We start from the raw sequence: 22,472 nt of genomic DNA on the forward strand, positions 1-22,472 counted from the left end.
TTAATCGATGAAGGTTACGACGCCATCCTTCAGCGATTGCACCCGGGCCAGCGACTCGACGCGGTAGCCCTGCGAGTCCAGTTCGGCGCGGCCGCCCTGGAACGACTTCTCGATGACGATACCCAGACCGGCAACGGTGGCGCCGGCCTGTTTGATGATCGAGATCAGCGCTTGCGAGGCCTTACCGTTGGCGAGGAAGTCGTCGATGATCAGCACGCGGTCGCTGCTGGTCAGGTGGCGCGGGGAGATGGCCACGGTGCTTTCGGTCTTTTTGGTGAACGAGTACACGGTCGCCGACAGCAGGTTTTCAGTCAGGGTCAGGGACTGTTGCTTGCGGGCGAAGATCACCGGCACGCCGAGGTTCAGACCGGTCATGATCGCTGGGGCGATGCCCGAAGCTTCGATGGTGACGATCTTGGTGATCCCCGAGTCCTTGAACAGCGCGGCGAATTCGTCACCGATCAGCTTCATCAGGGCCGGGTCGATCTGGTGGTTCAGAAAGGCGTCGACTTTCAGGACCTGATCGGAAAGCACGATGCCTTCTTCGCGGATTTTTTTGTGCAGTGCTTCCACAACAGCTTCCTCTGTTGGCGCGATGGGCGCCGAAGGTAGATTAAAAAGTAGTCGATTCTAGCGCTTTAACATCGCGCGTATATCGGCCAATGCGCTATTTCCGCGCACGGCTTTGACTTCAGTCGGGGTGTCGTCGTTGCCTTCCCAGGCCAGATCGTCCGGCGGCAGTTCATCGAGGAAGCGGCTCGGCGCGCAGTCGATGATTTCGCCGTACTGCTTGCGCTTGGCGGCAAAGGTGAACGCCAGGGTCTGGCGGGCACGGGTGATGCCCACGTAGGCCAGGCGACGCTCTTCTTCGATGGTGTCGGCTTCGATGCTGGAGCGGTGCGGGAGGATTTCCTCTTCCATGCCCATGATGAACACGTAGGGAAATTCCAGCCCTTTGGACGCATGCAGCGTCATCATCTGCACACCTTCGGCACCGTCCTCTTCCTCCTGCTGGCGCTCGAGCATGTCGCGCAGCACCAGTTTGCCGATAGCGTCCTCGACGGTCATTTCGCCGTCTTCGTCTTTCTCGAGGGTGTTTTTCAACGCCTCGATCAGGAACCAGACGTTGCCCATCCGGTAGTCCGCCGCCTTGTCGCTGGAGCTGTTGGTGCGCAGCCAGTTCTCGTAGTCAATGTCCATGACCATGCTGCGCAGCGCCGAGATCGGATCTTCGCCGGCGCACTGCTCACGGACCTTGTCCATGAAGCGCTTGAAGCGCGCCAGGCGATCGGTGAAGCGGCTGTCGAGATGTTCGCCCAGGCCGATTTCGTCGGTGGCGGCGTACATCGAAATCTTGCGTTCGGTGGCGTAGTTGCCGAGTTTTTCCAGAGTGGTCGAGCCGATCTCGCGGCGTGGCACGTTGATCACGCGCAGGAAGGCGTTGTCGTCATCCGGATTGACGATCAGGCGGAAGTAGGCCATCAGGTCCTTCACTTCCTGACGGCCGAAGAAGCTGTTGCCGCCGCTCAGGCGATACGGCACCTGATGGTGCTGCAGCTTCAATTCAATCAATTTGGCCTGATAGTTACCGCGATAGAGAATCGCGAAATCGCTGTAGGGGCGATCGGTGCGCAAGTGCAGGCTGAGGATTTCCATGGCCACGCGCTCGGCTTCGGCGTCCTCGTTGCGGCAGCGGATCACGCGGATCTCGTCGCCGTGGCCCATCTCGCTCCACAGCTGTTTTTCGAATTCGTGCGGGTTGTTCGAGATCAGCACGTTGGCGCAGCGCAGGATGCGGCTGGTGGAGCGGTAGTTCTGCTCGAGCATGACCACTTTCAGGGACGGGTAGTCGTCCTTGAGCAGCATCAGGTTTTCCGGGCGCGCGCCACGCCAGGCATAGATCGACTGGTCATCGTCGCCCACCACGGTGAACTGGTTGCGCTTGCCGATGAGCATCTTCACCAACAGATACTGACTGGCGTTGGTGTCCTGGTATTCGTCGACGAGCAGGTAGCGCACCTTGTTCTGCCACTTTTCGAGAATGTCGGCGTGCTCTTCGAAAAGCTTTACCGGCAGCAGGATCAGGTCATCGAAGTCCACCGCGTTGAACGCCTTGAGCGTGCGCTGATAATGGGTGTAGACGATGGCAGCGGTCTGCTCTTTCGGGTTGCGCGCATTTTCCAGGGCCTGGGCAGGCAGGATCAGGTCGTTTTTCCACGCGCCGATCATGTTCTTGATCTCGTCGACGCCGTCGTCGCCTGCGTATTCCTTCTGCATGATGTCGGTCATCAGGGCTTTGACGTCGGTCTCGTCGAAGATCGAGAAACCGGGTTTGTAGCCCAGCCGCGCATGCTCCTTGCGGATGATGTTCAGGCCCAGGTTGTGGAAGGTGCAGACGGTCAGGCCGCGCCCTTCGCCGGCACGCAACAGGGTGCCGACCCGCTCTTTCATTTCGCGCGCGGCCTTGTTGGTAAAGGTCATGGCGACGATGTACTGGGCGCGGATGCCGCAGTTCTGGATCAGGTGCGCGATCTTGCGGGTGATCACGCTGGTCTTGCCGGAGCCAGCACCGGCGAGCACCAATAGAGGGCCGCCGACATAGTTCACGGCTTCTTGCTGCCGGGGATTGAGTCGGGACATACGAAAATTCGGGAGTCGTTGACGAAATGGGCCGGCATTTTAACAGGCTCAGCGATTTGTGCTGCTCTGTCCGACTTGTGACGCAACACGCGATTCAAATTTGCCGCTTTTGTTACTTTCACGCAGGATACGCGGGGATTTTGCGGCTAATGTTCTCATTCGTGACACAAAATAACCTTTCACTGCCGTTGTCATCGGCCAACGCATTGGTCATTGTTCAGCACAACGGCATAATGCCCCGCCTACATCATTGCAGAGTCTAGGGAGTCAGCTTGTCTACGCCTGTCGAACCCTTGCGTTTGCTGCTACTGGCCGAAGAGCCAGCGTGGACAGCGTTGTTGCGTGAGTGTCTGGCTCCGATGGGGAGCGCGGCGGTGCTGATCAGCGCGCCGAACTGGGATTCGGTCAGCCGCCTGTTCGAGGACAACCGCCACGCGGTGCTGCTGACCTTGCCAGCGTTGCAACCGGCGCCGGGGCGTTGCAGCCTGCCGACCGTTCTGCTGCTGGAACATGAACCGGCCACTGCGCCGGTCGGTGTCAGCGACTGGCTGGTATTCGACGCCCTCGACGCTGGCATGCTTCAGCGGTGCCTGCGCCATGTCCGCGAGCGCGGCGTGCTGGAAAACACTCTGCAGCGCCTCGCCGAACAGGATCCGCTGACCGGCATCGCCAATCGCCAGGGTTTCCAGACCCTGCTCACCGCACGTCTTGCCGAAGGCGACGGTCGCGGCCTCGCCCTTGGCCATCTCGACCTCGACAATTTTCGCCATGCCAACGATGCCCTCGGCCATCAGGCCGGCGACCGCCTGATCCTGCAGGTCGTCGCGCGGCTGAAAAGTCAGCTGGAGGCGGGCGATCAACTGGCGCGGCTGGGCAGTGATGAATTCGCTCTGCTGATCGACACCCGCCGCGCGCCGCAACGCGCCGAGTGGATGGCCGAACGCATCACCGAAGCTTTGGCCGAGCCTTATTGGGTCGACGGCGAAAGCCTGCTGATCGGCTCCAGCCTCGGCATCGCTCACGCCCGCGCCAACGGCGGTGCGGATCCCTTGATGTGGCATGCGCACATCGCCATGCAGCAGGCCAAGAGTACGCAGGGCTGCACCTTCCATATCTTCAACGAACGCATCAACCGCAACGCGCGGAGCATGGCCGACCTTGAAAGCGAGCTGCGCCGGGCGTTGCGCCGCGATGAGCTGGAACTGCATTACCAGCCACGCCTGAATCTCGAAGACGGCCAGATTGTCGGCCTCGAAGCGCTGGTGCGCTGGCGTCATGGTGAGCGCGGTCTATTGCCGCCGAGTGAGTTCGTGCCGCTGGCTGAACAAAGCGGTCTGATCGTGCCATTGGGTTACTGGGTGATTTCCCGCGCCTTGCGCGACATGCAGGCCCTGCGCGAGCAGGGTCTGCCGGCCCTGCACATGGCGATCAACCTGTCGTTCCGGCAGTTTCAGGACAGCCAGTTGCTGCCGACGCTAAGCCGTTTGATTGCCGAACGCGGCGTCGAGGCGCAGTGGCTGGAATTCGAACTGACCGAAACCGCAGTGATGCGGCGCAGCGATCTGGTCAAGCAGACCATGGACGCCCTCGGCCGCCTTGGCGTGCGCTTCTCGCTGGACGATTTCGGCACCGGTTTCTCCTCGTTCGTGCACCTCAACAGCCTGCCGATCACCTTGTTGAAGATCGACAAGAGTTTTGTCGGCGGCATGGAACAGCGTGAAGAGAACCGCAAACTGGTGCACGCGATGATCAACCTCGCGCACAACCTGCACCTGGAAGTGGTTGCCGAAGGGGTCGAGACGCCGGGGCAGCTGGATTTGTTGCGCGGGTTTGGTTGCGATCAGGTGCAGGGCTATCTGATCAGCCGGCCGTTGCCGCTGGAGGAGCTGGTGGAATATCTGACGTCGGGATCGAGCCAGCAGCCGGCGCTGGAAATCGTCGGTTGATCACGGCTTTTGCGGCCAACCCGAAACTCCTGTGGGAGCGAGCCTGCTCGCGAATGCGTTCTGTCAGCTGAATGCTTTCTGCCTGACACTCTGTCTTCGCGAGCAGGCTCGCTCCCACAAAGGAAACCCTCATTCGGCCTGGGGGATGTTGAAACCTTCAGCTTGCGGCTCGCGCCGAATCATCCGCTGCATTTTCCATTCGAATGCCAGCGTCAGGCTCACCGCCGCGAACGCCAACCCCAGCGCCAGACCCCACCAGACGCCGGTCGGCCCCCAATTGAGGTGGAACGCCATCCACCACGCCGCCGGTGCGCCAATCAGCCAATAGCAAGCGAGCCCCACGAGAAATGTGGTCTTGGCATCCTTGAGTCCACGAATGCAGCCCATGGCAATCGTCTGCGTGCCGTCGAACAACTCGAACCACGCCGCGACCGCCAACAGGCTCACCGCCAGACGGATCACCTCGGCAAACGCCGGGTCGTTATGGTCAAGAAACAGGCCGACCAATTGGTTCGGCCACAGCCAGAACACCAGGGCAAAGCCGAGCATCACCACCGCGCCGAAAGCGATGCCGACCCGCCCGGACATCCGCGCATCGACCAGTTGCCCGGCGCCATAGTGTTGGCCGACGCGCATGGTGATGGCATAGGACATCCCGGCCGGCACCATGAACGCCACCGAAACGATCTGCAGTGCGATCTGATGCGCGCCCATTTGCGTACTGCCCATGGTGCCCATGCACAGCGCAGCGAAAGCGAACAGGCCGACTTCCACCGCATAGGTGCCGCCAATCGGCAGGCCCAGGCGCCAGAGTTCCTTCAGGTATTGCCGATTCGGCCGCGACAGGCCAGTGCGCAGCGGATAAGCGTCATACGCCGGATGCCGGCGAATGTGCCAGGCCAACGCCAGTGCCATGCAATTGGCGACGATCGCGGTGACCAGACCGATGCCGGTCAGCCCCAGGTGCGGCAGGCCGAACATGCCGGTGATCAGCGCGTAGTTGAGGAGGAAGTTGGCTACTGTGCCAGCGAGGCTGATCACCATCACTGGCGTCGCCCGGCCAATCGCACTGGTGAAGCCGCGCAGGGCCATGAAGCTCAGATAACCGGGCAGAGCGAAGGGCAGGGCGATGAGGAATTGCCCGGCGGCGTTGACGTTGGTTTCGGTCTGGCCGAACAGCAGCAACACGGGTTTGAGATTCCACAACAGCAGCCCGGCGCCGAGCGCCATCAACCAGGCCAGCCACAGCCCGGCCTGAGTCAGGCGCGCGGCACCAAGGATGTCGCCGGCACCCTGACGGATCGCCACCAGTGTGCCGACCGCGGCGATTACGCCGATGCAGAAAATCGACACGAACGAGTAACTCGCCGCACCGAGGCCGCCACCGGCCAGCGCTTCGGGACTCAAGCGCGCCATCATCAGGGTGTCGGTCAGCACCATCAGCATGTGCGCCAACTGCGAAGCAATCAGCGGCCCCGCCAGCCGCAGAATGGCCCAGAGTTCGGTACGCACAGGATGCCGCATGGTCATCACCACCCAAATATCAGAGGGAACAGAAGAGCGTCGATTCTCGGCGCTTGGCAGGCGTTGCACAAAGGGATAAAAAGGATGGGTGGCATGATTATTACTCATACTGAAACGTGCCCGCCGAATTGACCATATCCCCGCTACTGGAGCTTTTTGTATGTCCCGACGCCTGCCGCCGTTGTATGCCCTGCGCGCATTCGAAGCGGCCGCGCGACACAGCTCGTTCACTCGCGCGGCGGAAGAACTGTCGATTACCCAGAGCGCGGTCAGTCGGCACATGCGCACCCTTGAAGAACATTTCGCCTGCCGACTGTTTCACCGCAGTGGGCGCAATCTGCAACTGACCGAATCGGCACGGCTGCTGTTGCCCGGTATCCGCGAAGGCTTCGCCGCCCTCGAGCGAGCCTGCAATACCTTGCGCGCCGAAGACGACATCCTGCGCATGAAGGCGCCATCGACCCTGACAATGCGTTGGCTGCTGGCGCGGTTGAGCCGCTTCCGTCATTTGCAACCGGGCAATGAGGTGCAACTGACCAGCGCGTGGATGGACATCGATTCGGTGGACTTCAACAACGAACCATTCGATTGCGCGGTGTTGCTCAGCGACGGGCATTTCCCGCCGGACTGGGAAGCGAGCCTGCTGTTTCCCGAGGAATTGATTCCGGTCGGCGCGCCGACCCTTCTTAATGATCAGCCCTGGACCGTGGCGCGTCTCGCCGCCGCTGAACTGCTGCACCCGACTCCGGATCGCCGCGACTGGCGCAGTTGGCTGGAGCGCATGGGTTTGTCCGATCAGATCTCGCTCAAGGGCGGGCAGGTGTTCGACACCCTGGAACTGGGCATGATCGCGGCGGCGCGCGGCTACGGTGTGTCAATGGGGGATTTGTTGATGGTTGCCGAAGATGTCGCGCAAGGACGCTTGAGCCTGCCGTGGCCGACGGCGGTCGCCAGTGGCCTGGATTATTACCTGGTGTGGCCAAAAACCCGTCCCGGAGGTGAACGTTTGCGCCGTCTTAGCGACTTTCTGCAAAGCGAAGTCCGCGCCATGCAACTCCCGGCAGTGACACGCTTGAGCTGAAACGTTCGAGCCGGCACAATGCCACCACTGCGCCATACCCACGCAACGCGCTCAAGTATTCGGTTTTACCGCCGACTAGGAGCATGTGGAACCGTCGTGCCGGTTTCGCGCTACCCCCATTATTAGAATATTTTCCGGGCAATTACCGCGATCAAGGAGGATTCGGTGGCTCGGCCAGGAGCTGTTCATGTCTCAACCTCGTGCTCGGATCGCCTCGCAGTTGGGCCTCGCCCTCGCTGTAATACTGGCGATAGTTATCAGCGGCAGTACGGTGTTCGCCTTGCGTTCGCTGGATTCCGCCAACCTCGCCACCCGTGAAGAGCATCTGGCCAGTGAGGCCCGGCTGCTGGCCGATCAACTGAGTACCTTCCACGGTACGCTGCGCGAAAGCACCCTGCGCCTGAGCGGGCTGTTTGAAAAACGCTTCGGCAGCGGCTTGAGTGTGCACCCGGATCAGCCAGTGACCGTGGCCGGCGTGCAGACCCCGGGCCTGCACCTGGGCAACGAGGTGCTGAACAACAACTTCAAGGAAGTTGACGAGTTCAAGCAGATGACCGCCGGCGTGGCCACGGTATTCGTGCGCAGCGGCGAAGATTTCATTCGCGTCAGCACCAACGTCAGCAAGCAGGACGGCACCCGTGCCATCGGCACCGTGCTCGATCATGCCAACCCGGCCTACGCGAAGTTGATGGCGGGGCAGAGTTATGTCGGCCGCTCGCTCCTGTTCGAGCGCTACTACATGTCGCAATACACCCCGGTACGCGACGCGGGCGGCAAGATCATCGCCGTGCTGTACGTCGGCTTCGACTACACCGACGCGCAAAACGCGCAGTTCGCCAATCTCAAGCGCTTCCGCATCGGCAAGACCGGCTCGCTGGCCCTGCTCGACGAGCAGAACAAATGGCTGGTGCCGATTGCCGGCGTGGAAAACCTGGATCAAGCCGCCCCGACCATCAACAACCTGGTGAAAACCCCGGGCAAGGGCGAGTTCTGGAGCGACAAGGGCGAAGACTTCTACAGCATCGCCGTACCGTTCGAAGGTGGCCCGTGGTCGGTGGTAGCGAGCATGCCGAAAGCCGAGATCCGCGCGGTGACCTGGAGCGTCGGTACGCAACTGGCGATCGGCAGCCTGCTGGCGATGTTGCTCGCGGTCGGTTCCGTGGTCTGGCTGCTGCGCAGCAAGCTTGCGCCACTGGGCGATCTGGTGCGCCAGGCCGAGGCCTTGGGTGCCGGTGATCTGAGCGTGCGTCTGAACGTATCGAGCCACGACGAAATCGGTCAGCTGTCCCGCGCCTTCAACCAGATGAGCCAGGCCCTGTCGACCATGGTCGAGCATATCCGCCGTGCCTCGGAAGAGGTCAACAGCCGTGCGCAGGCGCTGTCCGGTTTGTCCGGTGGTGCTTACGAAGGCATGGAGCAGCAGTCGGGCGAAATCACCAGCATGGCCGGCGCCGTGGAAGAGTTCAGCGCGACGTCGCTGGACATTGCCGACAACATGGGCGCGACGCAGCGTCTGGCGCAGGAAAACGCCCAGCAAACGCAGATCGGCCGCAGCTCGATGGAAGAAGCGTCGTCGTCGCTGGAGCAGATCGCTGGCGCGCTGAACAGCACCGCCACGGTGATCAACACCCTCGGTCAGCGCTCGCAGGAAATCGGCGGCATTGTCGGCGTGATCACCTCGATCGCCGAACAGACCAACCTGTTGGCGCTCAACGCTGCCATCGAAGCCGCCCGTGCCGGTGAGCAGGGCCGCGGTTTTGCCGTGGTGGCGGACGAAGTGCGCAGCCTCGCATCCCGTACCCGTCAGGCCACCGACGAAATCTCCAGCATGATCCACAGCATCCAGCAGGAAACCGGCAACGCGATCAGCACCATGGAACAGGGTAACGTGCTGATGCAGGAAGGTCTGTCGCGTAATGCCAACGTAGCTTCGGCACTGGCACGGATCGACGAGCAGAGCCGCTCGGCAGGCCAGCAGTTTGCCGCGATCACCACCGCCACTCAGGAGCAAAGCAGTACCGCGACGTTGCTGAGCAGCAATCTGCAGAGCATTGCCATGGCCAACAGCGAGCAGCGTGAGGTGGTTTCCAACCTGGCCATCACCGCTAAAGAGCTGGAGAAACTGGCGGCGGATCTGCGTTCTGAGGTTGATCGCTTCCGTTGATGTGCGGCTGAAATCGTTATCGCGAGCAAGCTCGCTCCCACAGTTTCCGGGGTAGTTCACAATTCGTGTGAACACCCGAAAAACCTGTGGGAGCGAGCTTGCTCGCGAATGCTCTTGAACAAACCGACCTTTGCACTTGCTGAAACGTTTCCGCAGCGCTATAAAAATGGCACAACTCCAATAAAGGCTGCTGCCATGACCCCGCTCAAACTCGCCGTCGCTCTCGGCGCACTCTCTATTGCTTCCCACGCCATGGCTTGGGACTACGTCCTTCTCGATGCCAATAAGCCCGCGCAAAACTGGACCATCACCAGTGCGCAGCTCGGCGTGAAAACCGACAAACCCTTCTCCGTAAGCTTGCGCACCTTGCACGGTGGGCGGCAGGAAGGCGTCAGCATCGTCGATATCGATAACGGCACGATGAAACTCTCGGTGGTGCCGACCCGAGGCATGAATGTCTTGCAGGCCTCTGTCGGCAACGTGCGCATGGGCTGGGATTCGCCGGTCAAGGACGTGGTCAACCCGGCCTTCATCGAACTTAACGGTCGCGGTGGCCTGGGCTGGCTGGAAGGTTTCAACGAGCTGGTGACCCGCTGTGGTTATGAGTGGGTTGGCCATCCCGGCATGGACAACGGCGAACTGCTGACCCTGCACGGTCGCGCCGCCAATATCCCGGCCAGCACCGTCACCTTGCACATCGACGAACAGCCACCCTACGCCATCAGCCTGCGCGGTGAGCTGAAAGAGCAGGCCTTCAAGAAAGTCGATTTCTCGGTAGCGACCGAACTGGTCACCGAACCGGGCAGCGCAAGCTTCGTCCTCAACGATACCCTGACCAATAATGGCGACTATGCGAAGGAATATCAGGCGCTGTATCACAGCAATTTCAGTACGCCGTTTCTTGAGCAGGGCGCGAAGTTTGCGGCGCCGGTGAAGCAGGTATCGCCGTTCAACGACAAGGCCAAGGGTGATCTGTCCGACTGGCAGACGTACCGCGCACCGACCAGGGACTACGACGAAACGGTCTACAACGTTGTGCCGTATGCGGACGCGAAGGGCGATACCCTGACCGTGCTGCACAACAAGGCCGGTAGCCTCGGCGTTGCGGTTGGCTTCAATACCCAGCAGTTGCCAGTGTTCTCGCTGTGGAAAAACACCGACACCCAAGGGCAGGGCTACGTCACCGGGCTGGAGCCGGGCACCAGTTTTTCCTACAACCGTCGCTATCAGCGGCCGTTGAATCTGGTTCCAACCATTGCGTCGAAAGAACACAAACAGTTCCAGATCATCTACAGCCTGCTCGCAGACAAAGGTGTTGTGGATAACGCCTTGAAGCGTGTGACCGAGATTCAGGCCGGGCGCGAAACCGAAGTGCGCCAGGCACCGCTGGTTGATCTGACCGACCATTAAGGTGTCGCCGGCCGGTACTGCAGTGCCTCGGCCAGATGCTCGCGGGTAATCGCATCGGCCTGCTCAAGATCCGCCAGTGTGCGCGCGACCTTGAGCAGGCGATGCGCCGAGCGCAGCGACAGGATCAATCGCTCACAGGCCGCCTCCAGCCATGTTTCGTCGGCTGTGGATAACTTGCAGTGACGCTTCAATCCCGGCAGATCGAGAAACGCATTGGCACAGCCTTGGCGGTTTTGCTGGCGCTCCCTGGCTTCGGCCACCAACGCCGCAGCGCTGGCGCTGTCTTCGCCGGGCTTGGCTGCCGGATTCAATGCGGTCGCCTCCCGCGCCACCGTCAGGTGCAGATCAATCCGATCCAGCAAAGGCCCCGATAGCTTGTTGCGATAGCGCTGGACCATGTCCGGCGTGCACGAGCACTTGCCGCTGGGTTCGCCAAGATATCCACAGGGACACGGATTCATCGCTGCCACCAACTGAAACCGCGCCGGGAAGCGCACGCGATCCTTGGCTCGGGCGATGACGATATGCCCGGACTCCAAGGGCTCGCGGAGCACCTCGAGAACCTTGCGATCAAACTCCGGCAGTTCATCGAGAAACAGCACGCCGTGATGGGCGAGGGTGATTTCGCCGGGTTGCGGTTTTGAACTGCCACCGACCAGTGCCGGACCGGAAGCGGAGTGGTGCGGTTGGCGAAAGGGGCGCTGCGGCCAGTGAGTCAACGGCACCCCGCTGGCGACCGATTGAATCGCTGCCACTTCCAGCGCCTCGCATTCGGATAGCGGCGGCAGTAATCCTGGCAGACGACTGGCCAGCAGCGTCTTGCCCGTACCCGGAGGTCCGCTGAACAACAAATTGTGCGCCCCCGCAGCGGCAATCAGCAGCGCGCGCTTTGCGGCTGTTTGACCCTGCACTTCGTTGAGGTCGGGATAGGGCTTGGCAGCGTGCATCAAGCCATCGGAAACGTAAGGCTCCACCGGCGTGTGCCCATTGAAATGCGCCACCGCTTCCAGCAAATGATCGACCGCAAACACCTTGAGCCCGGATGCCAGGCACGCCTCTTCCGCATTCGCTCGAGGCACCACTAGCGCTCGCCCGGCCTTGCGCGCCGCCAGTGCCGCCGGCAGCACACCACGCACCGGCCGCACCGCACCCGACAGCGCCAACTCACCCAGACATTCCACCTCATCCAGCGTCAGACACGGCACCTGCACACTCGCCGACAGAATCCCCAAGGCAATCGCCAGATCGAAGCGTCCGCCATCCTTGGGCAGATCCGCCGGCGCCAGATTCAGGGTGATCCGCCGCGCCGGAAACTGCAGCCCGGAATTGATGATCGCGCTGCGCACCCGATCCTTGCTCTCCTTCACCGCCGCTTCAGGCAGGCCGACCATGGTCAGCGACGGCAGACCGTTGGCCAGATGGACTTCGACGGTAACAGCGGGGGCTTCCACGCCAATCTGGGCGCGACTGTGGACAATGGAGAGGGACATGGTCGTTCCTTGAGCTGAATCGGGGAGCCGCTTCCTGCGGGTTTTTGAAGGGTAGTTGAGCCGGGTTTCAGTGCTGAAATAGAGGTTTACAAGACGTATCAAGACCCGATGGGCTGTCACTGCTTGCCTGAATTGGAGCGTTGACTCTCGCCCGGCATTGACGGATCATCCCGTTCGAGGACTGCAACTGCGCATTCGTCGGGACTGGGCACCAGCAAAAGCTCCCCCGCATTTTGGCAGCAGAGAAAGCTGGTTTCTCTGAAGTAGTGACGACGGGCCAGCTCGTCGGATTCTGAACCCAAGGCCGTAAAGCCCGGAGCTAAAGAATCGCTGCGACTACTCCTCCAAACACAAAAAAGGCGTCCTATGGACGCCTTTTTATTTTTGACTCAGGATCTTCTACCCGCCAGCGGGCCGCTTGGCTCAAGCTCTGGCCCACACGTAACAGCAACTTCAATAAATCGCCGTTGGTTGGCTGACATATCCCCAGCCAACCGGAGTGCTTCGAGATGTAGTTCAACAATCTGAAGAAGCTTTGCCTTTCGCTTTTTTGGGCTCATACGCACCTCGTGCGATTGGGTTGTTGATTTCGATGTTATTGACCGTTCACAGAAATGACAAGCCGGTTGGTGTGGTCGAATTCGAACCCCAGTCTCCGGTAATAAAAAACAACATTCGGATCAGGATCCTGAATCTCGATTTCTTTGCATCCTAGCGCTCGCGCATAGTGATCTGCGACAAGCAGAGCAATCGGCGCGATCCTGCCGCGAAGCGGGTGCGCCCTGTCCGGATGCCCTTCCAACAGAACAATCTTTAAGCAAATAGAGCTTGCGCGCGGGGGCGCATAGCACATGCCGCAAAGAATCTGTTTGTACCATATCGCCAAATCCAGACCTTTCGCATCTTTACTTTTCCAGGCTGCAACGTCATCCCAAGGGAAAATTGTTGGCCCCTCCCAGAGAAAGTATTGCTTTATCGCTGCTGGGGTAATTGGCTCAAACTTGACCGCTGCTGCATCAATACTTGGGATTCTCGGGGCCATGTCCTTGAGAAAGAATTTGTAGGCGATCTTTCGCGAGTTTGATCTGAATGTCTGGTTACGAAGATCCGTTGCTTTGCCTTTTCTTCTCATTGTTTTCATCTGTTTGGATCTGGTCGCAGAAGATAGCCAGCAGAGAGGAGGCAGCGAAATCAGACGTGGGGGACGCGTTTTGTAGGACGTTACTTCTGTGAGTGGAGGATTCCGGAGTAGGGGGGGGAGATAACGAAGACACAAAAAAGGTCATTTCAGTGGTATCGCTGAAATGACCTTTGGTGAGGTTGCAGCGCAAAATTCAGATCAATTGCAGAGCCTTTCTCCACCATGAGTTCACAACCGTGCGGTTTACCTGTTCTCGCTCCGTCACCATGTGTGGCACATCCTGCAACCGTATCCACGGCTGATTATTCCAGTGCAACAAACTCAACGTCATGTCCGGCCAACTGAGCAGGCTCAGGTGTGGACGTTCGCTTGTGCTGGGATGTTGGGAGTCGCGCAGGGTGGGGATGACCTGGTGGGTGAGCCATTCGCGCAGGGCTCGGTATTCGGGGCAGTAGTGGTAGACGAGGAGGGCGTAGATGCCGGATTCGCTGATCAGCAGGACGTTTTCGATCTGGTTGTGGGTCAAGGTTTGCGGGTTTGGTATTGGTCGGGGTCGAGTTTTCGCAGCATGCGTTCGTTGAGGTAGATGTGCAGCAGGCGGCTCAGGTCTCGTGCGCAGAGCCAGGGTTAGTTCTGGATGAGGAGGGCGTGGAGGGGGGAGTTTGTGGCGGGTGAAGATGTGCGGGGTCAGATAAGTCTCTTCTTGATTCATTGAGCAGTTCCTCTTGCTTAAGGGGCTGCCCTCAATCGTCGCCAAACGATTAGGTGGCAGTTGTACGCGGGTTGGCGAACCGGAGCAAAAGGAATCCGGCAGACCCGAAGGTCTCCCACGCACAACCGCCATGAAACGATGTGGCGGTAAATGTACCCGCCATCATGGTTGTCGTGCGCCTTAAGCTGTTCGGGTCGCCAAACCCGGTGCTGAACATTCAGCATCAGATGAGCTTAGAAACCTGGGCTTTTCGGCGCAATCGGACGGCGGTGGTGCAGGTTGTAGGACGTTGCCGGGATGGTTGAAGGGCCGGAGATCAAAAGATCGCAGCCTTCGGCAGCTCCTACAGGGGACGCGATTTATTCCGCGGGCGGTGTCAGCTTGGCTTCCATCTCGGCGACTTTGGCTTCGAGGCTTTCGAGGCGAGCGCGAGTGCGGGCCAGTACGACCATCTGACTATCAAACTCTTCCCGGCTGACCAGATCGAGTTTGCTGAAGGCACTCTGCAGCAGCATCTTGAACTGGCTTTCGATTTCGGCTTTCGGCAGTGGCGTGTCGCCGCTGAACAGGCGGGAGGCGGTGCCGCTCAGGGCGTCGAGGAAGTCTTTGGGCGCGAGCATGGGGAATGTCCTGGAAACAATGGCCGGCAGTGTATCACGCAGTGTCTATAGTCAATCCCGTCGCACGGATGCACGCTTTTCGCGCAGGGGGACGGACGGTGGCGCACCGTTGTTGTGCGTATCGGTAAACGCTTTTCTGCGCCAGTGCGCGCAACCGAGGCTAAACGGTTGAAATGCCGGGATTTTGCCGAGCTGGCAAGGTTTCTGCTTAGTCACCCACGACCCATGCACTGATGCAGTCGCTGTGACGAATGCAGTGCGGCAGACGAAGCGGGGAGTTTCGTCTGATGCGGTTAGCTGGCGTCAACGATGCGTTACAAAGCCAGGCACTGCGCTTAGACTTGAGACGGGTTTGTTTTCCTGGGGCAAGTCCACCAATTCGGGAGAGAGTTTCATGAAGCTAGTCACTGCCATCATCAAGCCGTTCAAGTTGGACGACGTGCGCGAGTCGCTGTCCGAAATCGGCGTGCAGGGCATTACCGTCACTGAAGTCAAAGGCTTCGGCCGGCAGAAGGGTCACACCGAGCTGTATCGCGGCGCGGAATATGTGGTCGATTTTCTGCCCAAGGTGAAAATCGACGTGGCCATCGACGACAAGGATCTGGATCGGGTTATCGAGGCGATAACCAAGGCGGCCAACACCGGCAAGATCGGTGACGGCAAGATCTTCGTGGTCAATCTGGAACAGGCGATCCGCATCCGTACCGGCGAAACCGATACCGACGCGATCTAAGCGCCGCCACAAACCCAACGCCCCAGGAGAAAACAATATGACTCTGCGTAAATTCGCAGGGCTAGGCGCCCTGTTGTCCATCGTAATGCCCGGCATCGCCATGGCGGCAGACGAAGTGGCAGCGCCAGTCCTCAATTCCGGCGACACCGCCTGGATGCTCACCTCGACAGCCTTGGTGCTGTTCATGACCATCCCCGGCCTGGCGCTGTTCTACGGCGGCATGGTTCGCTCGAAAAACATTCTTTCCGTGCTGATGCAATGCTTCGCCATTACCGGTCTTATCAGCATCCTGTGGGTCATTTATGGCTACAGCATTGCCTTCGACACCACCGGCATGGAGCAGGGCGTCGTCAACTTCAATTCGTTCTTCGGTGGCATGGGCAAGGCGTTCCTCGCCGGTGTCACGCCTTCGAGCATTACCGGCCCGGCGGCGCTGTTCCCTGAGGCTGTGTTCATCACTTTCCAGATGACCTTCGCGATCATCACTCCGGCGCTGATCGTCGGTGCGTTCGCCGAGCGCATGAAGTTCTCCGCGATGCTGATCTTCATGGGCGTCTGGTTCACCCTGGTTTATGCACCGATCGCGCACATGGTCTGGTCCGGTAACGGCGGCCTGATGTGGGACTGGGGCGTGCTCGACTTCGCCGGCGGCACCGTGGTGCACATCAACGCTGGTATCGCCGGTCTGGTCGCGTGCCTGGTACTGGGCAAGCGCAAAGGTTTCCCGACCACGCCGATGGCTCCGCACAACCTCGGTTACACGCTGATGGGCGCGGCGATGCTGTGGGTCGGCTGGTTCGGCTTCAACGCCGGTTCCGCTGCTGCTGCCAACGGCACTGCCGGTATGGCCATGCTGGTAACGCAGATCGCCACTGCGGCTGCGGCACTGGGCTGGATGTTTGCCGAGTGGGTCACCCACGGCAAGCCAAGCGCACTGGGCATTGCTTCGGGCGTGGTCGCCGGTCTGGTCGCGATCACCCCGGCCGCTGGCACCGTGGGCCCGATGGGTGCACTGGTGATCGGTCTGGCCGCAGGCGTGGTGTGCTTCTTCTGCGCCACCACCCTGAAACGCAAACTCGGCTATGACGATTCCCTGGATGCCTTCGGCGTGCACGGTATCGGCGGTATCCTCGGCGCGATCCTCACCGGTGTGTTTGCCGCACCGGCACTGGGCGGCTTCGGCACCGTGACTGACATTGGCGCGCAGGTCTGGATTCAGATCAAGGGCGTCGGCTTCACGGTGATCTACACCGCCATCGTCACCTTCATCATCCTCAAGGTGCTGGATGCCGTCATGGGTCTGCGTGTTACCGAGGAAGAAGAGTCGGTCGGCCTCGATCTGGCACAACACAACGAACGCGGCTACAACCTGTAAGTACGCGCACTGAAAAAATTGCCCGGTTCGCCGGGCATTTTTTTGTCCGGGATTTGTCATTCAGGGAGCGGCTGAAAGGATTTTTCTTACGGCTTTGGTCGTCTTTACGACGAGGCTTTTTCTGCGGGCAATCGCTTACATCGCTGCAGGAATATTAGGGCCTTTGTTTTTTTTCAGAGCACGCTAGAATGCGCCCCGAACGAGCGGAGAACTGTATGTGGCAACAGACTCTGATAACCCTGCGGGCACGGCCCCGGGGCTTTCATCTGGTAACCGACGAGTTGCTCGCAGGCTTGCCTGAACTCAAGACCTGTCGGGTCGGTCTGTTGCATTTGTGGCTGCAGCACACGTCGGCGTCGTTGACCATCAACGAGAACGCCGATCCGGCAGTTCGTCGCGACTTCGAACGATTTTTCAATCGCCTGATCCCACAAGGAACAGACGGCTACGAGCACAACGACGAAGGCCCGGATGATCTCCCGGCGCACTTCAAAGCCAGCGTACTCGGTTGCCAGATCAGTCTGCCGGTTGCGGCAGGGCGACTGGCACTGGGTACCTGGCAAGGGATTTATCTGGGCGAGCACCGTGATCACGGCGGTGCCCGTAAAGTCCTCGCTACCTTGCACGGTGAACAGGCATGAGCCGCTGCCCGGCAGCGGTGGAAGATTTTTCAACGGCGGCTTCGACAGCCGCCAAAGCTGGTCTATAACTAATCTGCTTTTGGCAAGTCATGAGGTAGAACATGAGCGACGATGATCTGGAAAACGACGACCTCGAAGTAGGCGACGAAGACGAGGCCGAGGAAGGCCTGGAAGCGGCAGCGGAAGACGTTGCCGAAGACGATGGCGGTGATGACACGCCGGCCCCGGCTGCCAAAGGCAAAGCCAAGGCGGCGGTATCGGTCGACGAGTTGCCGAGCATCGAAGCCAAGAACAAGGAGCGTGACGCCCTGGCCAGGGCCATGGAAGAATTTCTTGCGCGCGGCGGTAAGGTGCAGGAAGTGGAGGCCAACGTGGTCGCCGATCCGCCCAAGAAGCCGGACAACAAGTACGGCAGCCGCCCTATCTGAGGCGCGTCGCTCGCTTGCTGAAAAAGCCCGCCGTCGCTGCGGGCTTTTTCATGTCCGATGAAAAAGCAAAAGATCGCAGCCTTCGGCAGCTCCTACAGGGGGAATGCATTTCAAAGGTAGGAGCTGCCGGAGGCTGCGATCTTTTCAGCGGTTCCAGCGCGAGAGGACGGCGGGCAATTCCGTGAGGCTGCGGATCTCTGCATCCGGCAAGCGCTCCGCTTCCCAGACCTTGCCCGTCGGGTTGAACCACACCGCGCGCAATCCCGCCTGCTGCGCGCCGGCAATGTCATCGCCGGGATGATCGCCGACATGCACTGCCGCTTCGGCACTTACGCCGCCGCGCTGCAAGGCTTCGTGGAACAGCCGCGCGTCCGGTTTGGCGATACCGATGTCTTCGGCACACAAGGCAAACTTGAAGTAATCCGCCAGCCCCAGCCGACGCACGTCGGCATTGCCATTGGTGACCACGCCGAGGGCATAGTGATTGGCGAGCAGCTCCAGCAGCGGTTCGACTTCGGGGAACACTTCGATCTGATGCCGCGCATGCAAAAACACTTCGAAAGCCTTGTCGGCCAGATCCGACGCCTCGCCGTGGCCATACCCGGCTTCTTCCAGCGCATGAAACAACACGCGCCTGCGCAACGCACTGATGCGGTGCTTGAGCCCCGGTTCGCCCGCCAGCACCCGCTCGCGAATCGACCACAAATGCTCCACCGGCACTGCCCCCAGATTCGACGCATGTTCGCTCAGCCATTCGCGCAACACGGTTTCGGCGCTGGCGATCACCGGAGCGGTGTCCCACAGGGTGTCGTCGAGGTCGAAGGTGATCAACTGAATGCTCATGAATCATCGCCTTTCATGCGTTTGGCCCGGGGATGGGCGCTGTCGTAGACCGCCGCCAGGTGCTGGAAGTCCAAATGGGTGTAGATCTGCGTGGTCTTGATATCGGAGTGACCGAGCAATTCCTGCACCGCGCGCAGGTCCTGGGAAGACTCCAGCAAATGACTGGCGAACGAGTGCCGGAGCATGTGCGGATGCAGGTTCTGCCCCAGCTCTCGCTCGCCAGCGAGTTTGACCCGCACCTGAATTGCACGCGGGCCAAGGCGTCGGCCTTGCTGGCTGACAAAAACCGCATCGTCGGCAGGATTGGTCATGGCGCGTAGCGGCAGCCATTGTTCGAGGGCTTCACGGGCCTTGGTGCCGACCGGCAGCAGACGGGTCTTGCTGCCCTTGCCCAGCACCTGAACCATGCCGTCGGCGAGGTCGAGCTGATCGAGATTGAGCCCGGTCAGCTCGGACAGGCGCAGGCCTGATGAATAGAACAGCTCCAGAATCGCCTGATCGCGCCGGGCAAGAAAATCGTCCTCGACCGCACCTTCCAGCAGTTGCAGGGCGCGATCGGTGTCGAGGGTTTTCGGCAGGCGCCGTTCGCCTTTCGGCGGAGCCAGGCCGGTGGCCGGGTCGTGGTCGCACAAGCCTTCGCGATTCAGGTAGTGATAGAGCCCACGCACTGCCGAGAGCAGGCGGGCGAGGCTGCGCGAGGACTGGCCTTGCGCATGCAATCGGGCGATCAGGCTGCGCAGGCGCTGGATGTCCAGCGCAGCCCAGCTGCCGATGTTCTGCTTGATGCACCAGCCGAGGACTTTATCGAGGTCGCGGCGATAAGCCGACAGGGTGTGCGGCGACACCTGTCGCTCACTGCGCAGGTGTTCGCAGTAAGCGTCCAGTTGTCGTTCCACGGTCAGCGTACCGAGCGCAGCGAGCTGTTGACCCGTGGCAGCACGCGGCCCATGACCTCGGCGATGTAGCTCAGGAACAGGGTGCCGACCGAGCTCTTGTAGTGCTGCGGATCGCGGCTGGCGATGGCCAGAATGCCGTGGATGCCTTGATGGCTGACGGCAACCACGGCGGTCGAGCCGATCTGCTGGCGCTGTTCTTCGCCGAAGAGGAAATCCAGCTCATGTTCACGCAGGCTGCCGCTGACGCTTTTGCCTTCGGTGAGCAGGCCGCCGATCGCGGTTTGCGCGTCGGCGTGAGTCACCCAGCGGCCGACCGGTGCCGGGTTGTCGCCGAGCAGGATCAGGCTGACAAAAGGCACCTGGAAATCCTGACGCAGGCTGTCTTCAACACTGATCACCACGTCTTCCAGGGTCGAGGCATCCATCAGCGCGAGGATCAGGCGCCGGGTTTTTTCGAACAGCCGATCGTTGTCGCGGGCCACGTCCATCAGATGCGAAAGGCGATGGCGCATCTCGATGTTGCGATCGCGCAGGATGGTCATCTGCCGTTCGACCAGCGACACGGTGTCGCCGCGTCGGTGCGGGATGCGCAACGACGGCAGCAGCTCTTCGTGCTCGACGAAGAAATCCGGATGAGCCTCCAGGTAGGCGGCAACCGCGGCTGCCTCGAGGCTCTCGGACGCTGATTCGTCGGCTGGTCGGGCGGGTACCTGTGGCTTGTCGGTCATGATTTCTGCTCGCTCAAAGACGCACTTGTCCTTCGTATACACGCACTGCCGGACCGGTCATCAATACCGGTTCGCCCGGGCCGGCCCACTCGATGGACAGACGCCCGCCGGGCAGGTCGATCAACAGCGGCGAATCCATCCACCCCTGACTGATGGCCGCCACCGCCGCCGCACAGGCGCCGGTGCCACAGGCCTGGGTTTCCCCGGCGCCGCGCTCCCACACGCGCAGTTGCGCGCGATGGCGGTCGATGACCTGAAGGAAACCGACATTGACCCGCGCCGGAAAGCGCGGATGGTGTTCGATCTTCGGCCCCAGTTCATGCACCGGTGCACTGTTGATGTCATCCACGCGAATGACCGCATGGGGATTGCCCATCGACACGGCGGCCAGTTCGACCGTGGTGCCATCGACGTCCAACGGATAGCTGCTGGCCTGGGCTGGCGCCTGGAATGGAATATCCGCCGGCACCAGGCGCGGCGCGCCCATGTTCACGCCGATCTGGCCGTCGTTACGCACGTCCAGTTCGATGATGCCGCCCTTGGTCTCGACGCGGATCTGCCGCTTGGCGGTCAGACGCTTGTCGAGCACGAAGCGGGCGAAGCAGCGCGCACCGTTGCCGCATTGTTCCACTTCCGAACCGTCGGAGTTGAAGATCCGGTAGCGGAAATCCACGTCCGGGTTGCTCGGCGCTTCGACGATCAGCAACTGGTCGAAACCGATACCGGTGTGGCGGTCGCCCCATTGCTTGGCGTGTTTGGGCTGAATGTGCGCGTGCTGGCTGACCAGGTCGAGGACCATGAAGTCGTTGCCCAGGCCGTGCATTTTGGTAAAACGCAGCAGCATGGGTTACTCCGGCAGCAGGCTTTCGCCGGCAAACAGCTCGGCCACGGTTTCGCGGCGACGCACTTCAAAAACCTGATCACCATCCACCAGCACCTCGGCGGCACGGCCGCGGGTGTTGTAGTTGGAGCTCATGACGAAACCGTAGGCTCCGGCCGAATGCACCGCCAGCAAGTCGCCTTCTTCCAGCGCGAGCTCGCGGTCCTTGGCGAGGAAGTCGCCGGTTTCGCAGATCGGCCCGACGATGTCGTACTTGCGTGCAGCGCTGTCGCGCGGTTTCACCGCCGTGACGTCCATCCACGCCTGATATAGCGCCGGGCGGATGAGGTCGTTCATTGCCGCGTCGACGATGGCGAAATCCTTGTGCTCGGTGTGCTTGAGGTACTCGACCTGGGTCAGCAGCACGCCGCCATTGGCGACGATGAAGCGGCCCGGCTCGAACACCAGCGCCAGATCACGCCCGTCGAGACGCTCGCGCACGGCTTTGATGTAGTCGGCAGCCAGCGGTGGCTCTTCATCGCGATAACGCACGCCCAGGCCACCACCGAGATCGATGTGGCGCAGATGAATGCCGCAATCGCCTAAACGATCGACCAGATCCAGCAGGCGATCCAGTGCATCGATGAACGGCGGCAGCGTGGTCAGTTGCGAACCGATGTGGCAGTCGACACCGACCACTTCCAGGTTCGGCAGATGCGCGGCACGCACGTACACGTCTTCGGCGTCGGCAATGGCGATGCCGAACTTGTTTTCTTTGAGACCGGTGGAAATGTACGGGTGGGTGCCGGCATCGACGTCCGGGTTCACGCGCAGTGAAACCGGGGCGCGAACGCCCAGCTCGGCGGCGACCAGTTGCAGGCGCTCGAGCTCGTCGGTGGATTCGACGTTGAAGCAGTGCACGCCGACTTCGAGGGCGCGACGCATGTCGTCACGGGTCTTGCCGACGCCGGAGAAGACGATCTTGTCGGCGCTGCCGCCAGCGGCCAGTACGCGTTCCAGCTCACCACGGGAAACGATGTCGAAACCGGCGCCGAGACGGGCCAGGACATTGAGTACGCCGAGGTTGGAGTTGGCTTTGACCGCGAAGCACACCAGATGCGGCATGCCGGCCAAGGCATCGGCGTAGGCCAGATATTGCGCTTCGATGTGTGCGCGTGAATAGACATAAGTGGGCGTGCCGAAGCGGTCGGCGATGGCGGACAGCGCCACACCTTCCGCGTACAGCTCCCCGCCACGGTAGTTAAAAGCGTCCATGGCGA

Annotated in this window: 19 protein-coding genes and 1 pseudogene; 8 read left to right on the top strand and 12 right to left on the bottom strand. The window is 60.8% G+C overall.

The window, feature by feature from the left end; translation table 11 throughout:
• Window positions 1–573 (bottom strand): xanthine phosphoribosyltransferase, encoded by a 573-nt coding sequence (locus AC0Z4S_RS07840; RefSeq protein ID WP_485622600.1) that lies wholly within the window; start codon window positions 571–573, stop codon window positions 1–3.
• A gap of 57 nt (window positions 574–630) precedes the next feature.
• Window positions 631–2,640, bottom strand: a complete 2,010-nt coding sequence (gene rep, locus AC0Z4S_RS07845) for a DNA helicase Rep (RefSeq protein ID WP_016772574.1) — start codon at window positions 2,638–2,640, stop codon at window positions 631–633.
• A 272-nt stretch (window positions 2,641–2,912) separates the two neighbouring features.
• Here rep and AC0Z4S_RS07850 point away from each other — a divergent pair, with 272 nt between their 5' ends.
• Window positions 2,913–4,586 carry a putative bifunctional diguanylate cyclase/phosphodiesterase gene (locus AC0Z4S_RS07850; RefSeq protein WP_485622601.1) on the top strand — a complete coding sequence of 558 codons (1,674 nt, stop codon included), beginning with the start codon at window positions 2,913–2,915 and terminating at the stop codon, window positions 4,584–4,586.
• Between the two features lie 129 nt (window positions 4,587–4,715).
• Here the strand turns inward: AC0Z4S_RS07850 and AC0Z4S_RS07855 are convergent, their stop codons facing one another.
• Window positions 4,716–6,110 carry a NorM family multidrug efflux MATE transporter gene (locus tag AC0Z4S_RS07855; RefSeq protein WP_485622602.1) on the bottom strand — a complete coding sequence of 465 codons (1,395 nt, stop codon included), beginning with the start codon at window positions 6,108–6,110 and terminating at the stop codon, window positions 4,716–4,718.
• 160 nt (window positions 6,111–6,270) lie between these two features.
• Here AC0Z4S_RS07855 and AC0Z4S_RS07860 point away from each other — a divergent pair, with 160 nt between their 5' ends.
• The 3 genes from AC0Z4S_RS07860 (at window position 6,271) to AC0Z4S_RS07870 (ending at window position 10,765) form a co-directional block, all read left to right on the top strand.
• On the top strand, window positions 6,271–7,191 hold the full coding sequence (locus AC0Z4S_RS07860; protein ID WP_485622603.1) for a LysR substrate-binding domain-containing protein: 921 nt from the start codon (window positions 6,271–6,273) through the stop codon (window positions 7,189–7,191).
• Between the two features lie 187 nt (window positions 7,192–7,378).
• Window positions 7,379–9,355, top strand: coding sequence for a methyl-accepting chemotaxis protein (locus AC0Z4S_RS07865; protein ID WP_485622604.1), 1,977 nt, complete (start codon window positions 7,379–7,381; stop codon window positions 9,353–9,355).
• Between the two features lie 195 nt (window positions 9,356–9,550).
• On the top strand, window positions 9,551–10,765 hold the full coding sequence (locus tag AC0Z4S_RS07870) for an aldose 1-epimerase family protein (RefSeq protein WP_485622605.1): 1,215 nt from the start codon (window positions 9,551–9,553) through the stop codon (window positions 10,763–10,765).
• Here AC0Z4S_RS07870 and AC0Z4S_RS07875 read toward each other — a convergent pair.
• The 4 genes and pseudogenes from AC0Z4S_RS07875 to AC0Z4S_RS07890 form a co-directional block, all read right to left on the bottom strand.
• Entirely contained in the window at window positions 10,762–12,255 is a 1,494-nt protein-coding gene (locus AC0Z4S_RS07875; protein ID WP_485622606.1) for a YifB family Mg chelatase-like AAA ATPase, read from the bottom strand. The two genes, AC0Z4S_RS07870 and AC0Z4S_RS07875, sit on opposite strands and share 4 nt — an antisense overlap.
• Window positions 12,256–12,850: 595 nt before the next feature.
• A complete protein-coding gene (locus AC0Z4S_RS07880; RefSeq protein ID WP_485622607.1) occupies window positions 12,851–13,396 on the bottom strand; it encodes an N-acetyltransferase in 546 nt (181 codons plus the stop codon).
• A 193-nt stretch (window positions 13,397–13,589) separates the two neighbouring features.
• A pseudogene (locus AC0Z4S_RS07885) lies at window positions 13,590–14,108 on the bottom strand (BRO-N domain-containing protein).
• Between the two features lie 359 nt (window positions 14,109–14,467).
• A complete protein-coding gene (locus tag AC0Z4S_RS07890) occupies window positions 14,468–14,728 on the bottom strand; it encodes an accessory factor UbiK family protein (RefSeq protein ID WP_007920416.1) in 261 nt (86 codons plus the stop codon).
• A 394-nt stretch (window positions 14,729–15,122) separates the two neighbouring features.
• On the opposite strand from AC0Z4S_RS07890, the gene glnK reads away from it, so the two are divergent.
• The 4 genes from glnK (at window position 15,123) to sutA (ending at window position 17,905) form a co-directional block, all read left to right on the top strand.
• On the top strand, window positions 15,123–15,461 hold the full coding sequence (glnK, locus tag AC0Z4S_RS07895) for a P-II family nitrogen regulator (protein WP_002555808.1): 339 nt from the start codon (window positions 15,123–15,125) through the stop codon (window positions 15,459–15,461).
• A gap of 37 nt (window positions 15,462–15,498) precedes the next feature.
• A complete protein-coding gene (locus AC0Z4S_RS07900; RefSeq protein WP_024014776.1) occupies window positions 15,499–16,836 on the top strand; it encodes an ammonium transporter in 1,338 nt (445 codons plus the stop codon).
• 215 nt (window positions 16,837–17,051) lie between these two features.
• On the top strand, window positions 17,052–17,477 hold the full coding sequence (locus AC0Z4S_RS07905; protein ID WP_024014775.1) for a secondary thiamine-phosphate synthase enzyme YjbQ: 426 nt from the start codon (window positions 17,052–17,054) through the stop codon (window positions 17,475–17,477).
• A 101-nt stretch (window positions 17,478–17,578) separates the two neighbouring features.
• Window positions 17,579–17,905, top strand: coding sequence for a transcriptional regulator SutA (gene sutA, locus AC0Z4S_RS07910; protein ID WP_101161580.1), 327 nt, complete (start codon window positions 17,579–17,581; stop codon window positions 17,903–17,905).
• 144 nt (window positions 17,906–18,049) lie between these two features.
• On the opposite strand, the gene AC0Z4S_RS07915 is transcribed toward sutA, so the two are convergent.
• From AC0Z4S_RS07915 to lysA, 5 genes are read right to left on the bottom strand one after another with little or no spacing between them, the layout of a single operon-like run.
• Window positions 18,050–18,748: an HAD family hydrolase gene (locus AC0Z4S_RS07915; RefSeq protein ID WP_485622608.1), complete on the bottom strand. Its 699-nt coding sequence runs from the start codon at window positions 18,746–18,748 to the stop codon at window positions 18,050–18,052.
• Window positions 18,745–19,644, bottom strand: coding sequence for a tyrosine recombinase XerC (xerC, locus tag AC0Z4S_RS07920; RefSeq protein ID WP_122880307.1), 900 nt, complete (start codon window positions 19,642–19,644; stop codon window positions 18,745–18,747). Before xerC ends, AC0Z4S_RS07915 begins: the two co-directional genes overlap by 4 nt.
• Window positions 19,645–19,646: 2 nt before the next feature.
• A complete protein-coding gene (locus AC0Z4S_RS07925) occupies window positions 19,647–20,372 on the bottom strand; it encodes a DUF484 family protein (RefSeq protein WP_042607115.1) in 726 nt (241 codons plus the stop codon).
• 13 nt (window positions 20,373–20,385) lie between these two features.
• The gene (gene dapF / locus AC0Z4S_RS07930) at window positions 20,386–21,216 is read right to left on the bottom strand and encodes a diaminopimelate epimerase (protein ID WP_485622609.1); all 831 of its coding nucleotides are present in this window, start codon (window positions 21,214–21,216) and stop codon (window positions 20,386–20,388) included.
• Between the two features lie 3 nt (window positions 21,217–21,219).
• Window positions 21,220–22,467, bottom strand: a complete 1,248-nt coding sequence (lysA, locus tag AC0Z4S_RS07935; RefSeq protein ID WP_471877022.1) for a diaminopimelate decarboxylase — start codon at window positions 22,465–22,467, stop codon at window positions 21,220–21,222.
• Window positions 22,468–22,472: the final 5 nt, after the last annotated feature.

The organism is Pseudomonas sp. 1L-B-1-E-C1, from assembly GCF_057291835.1.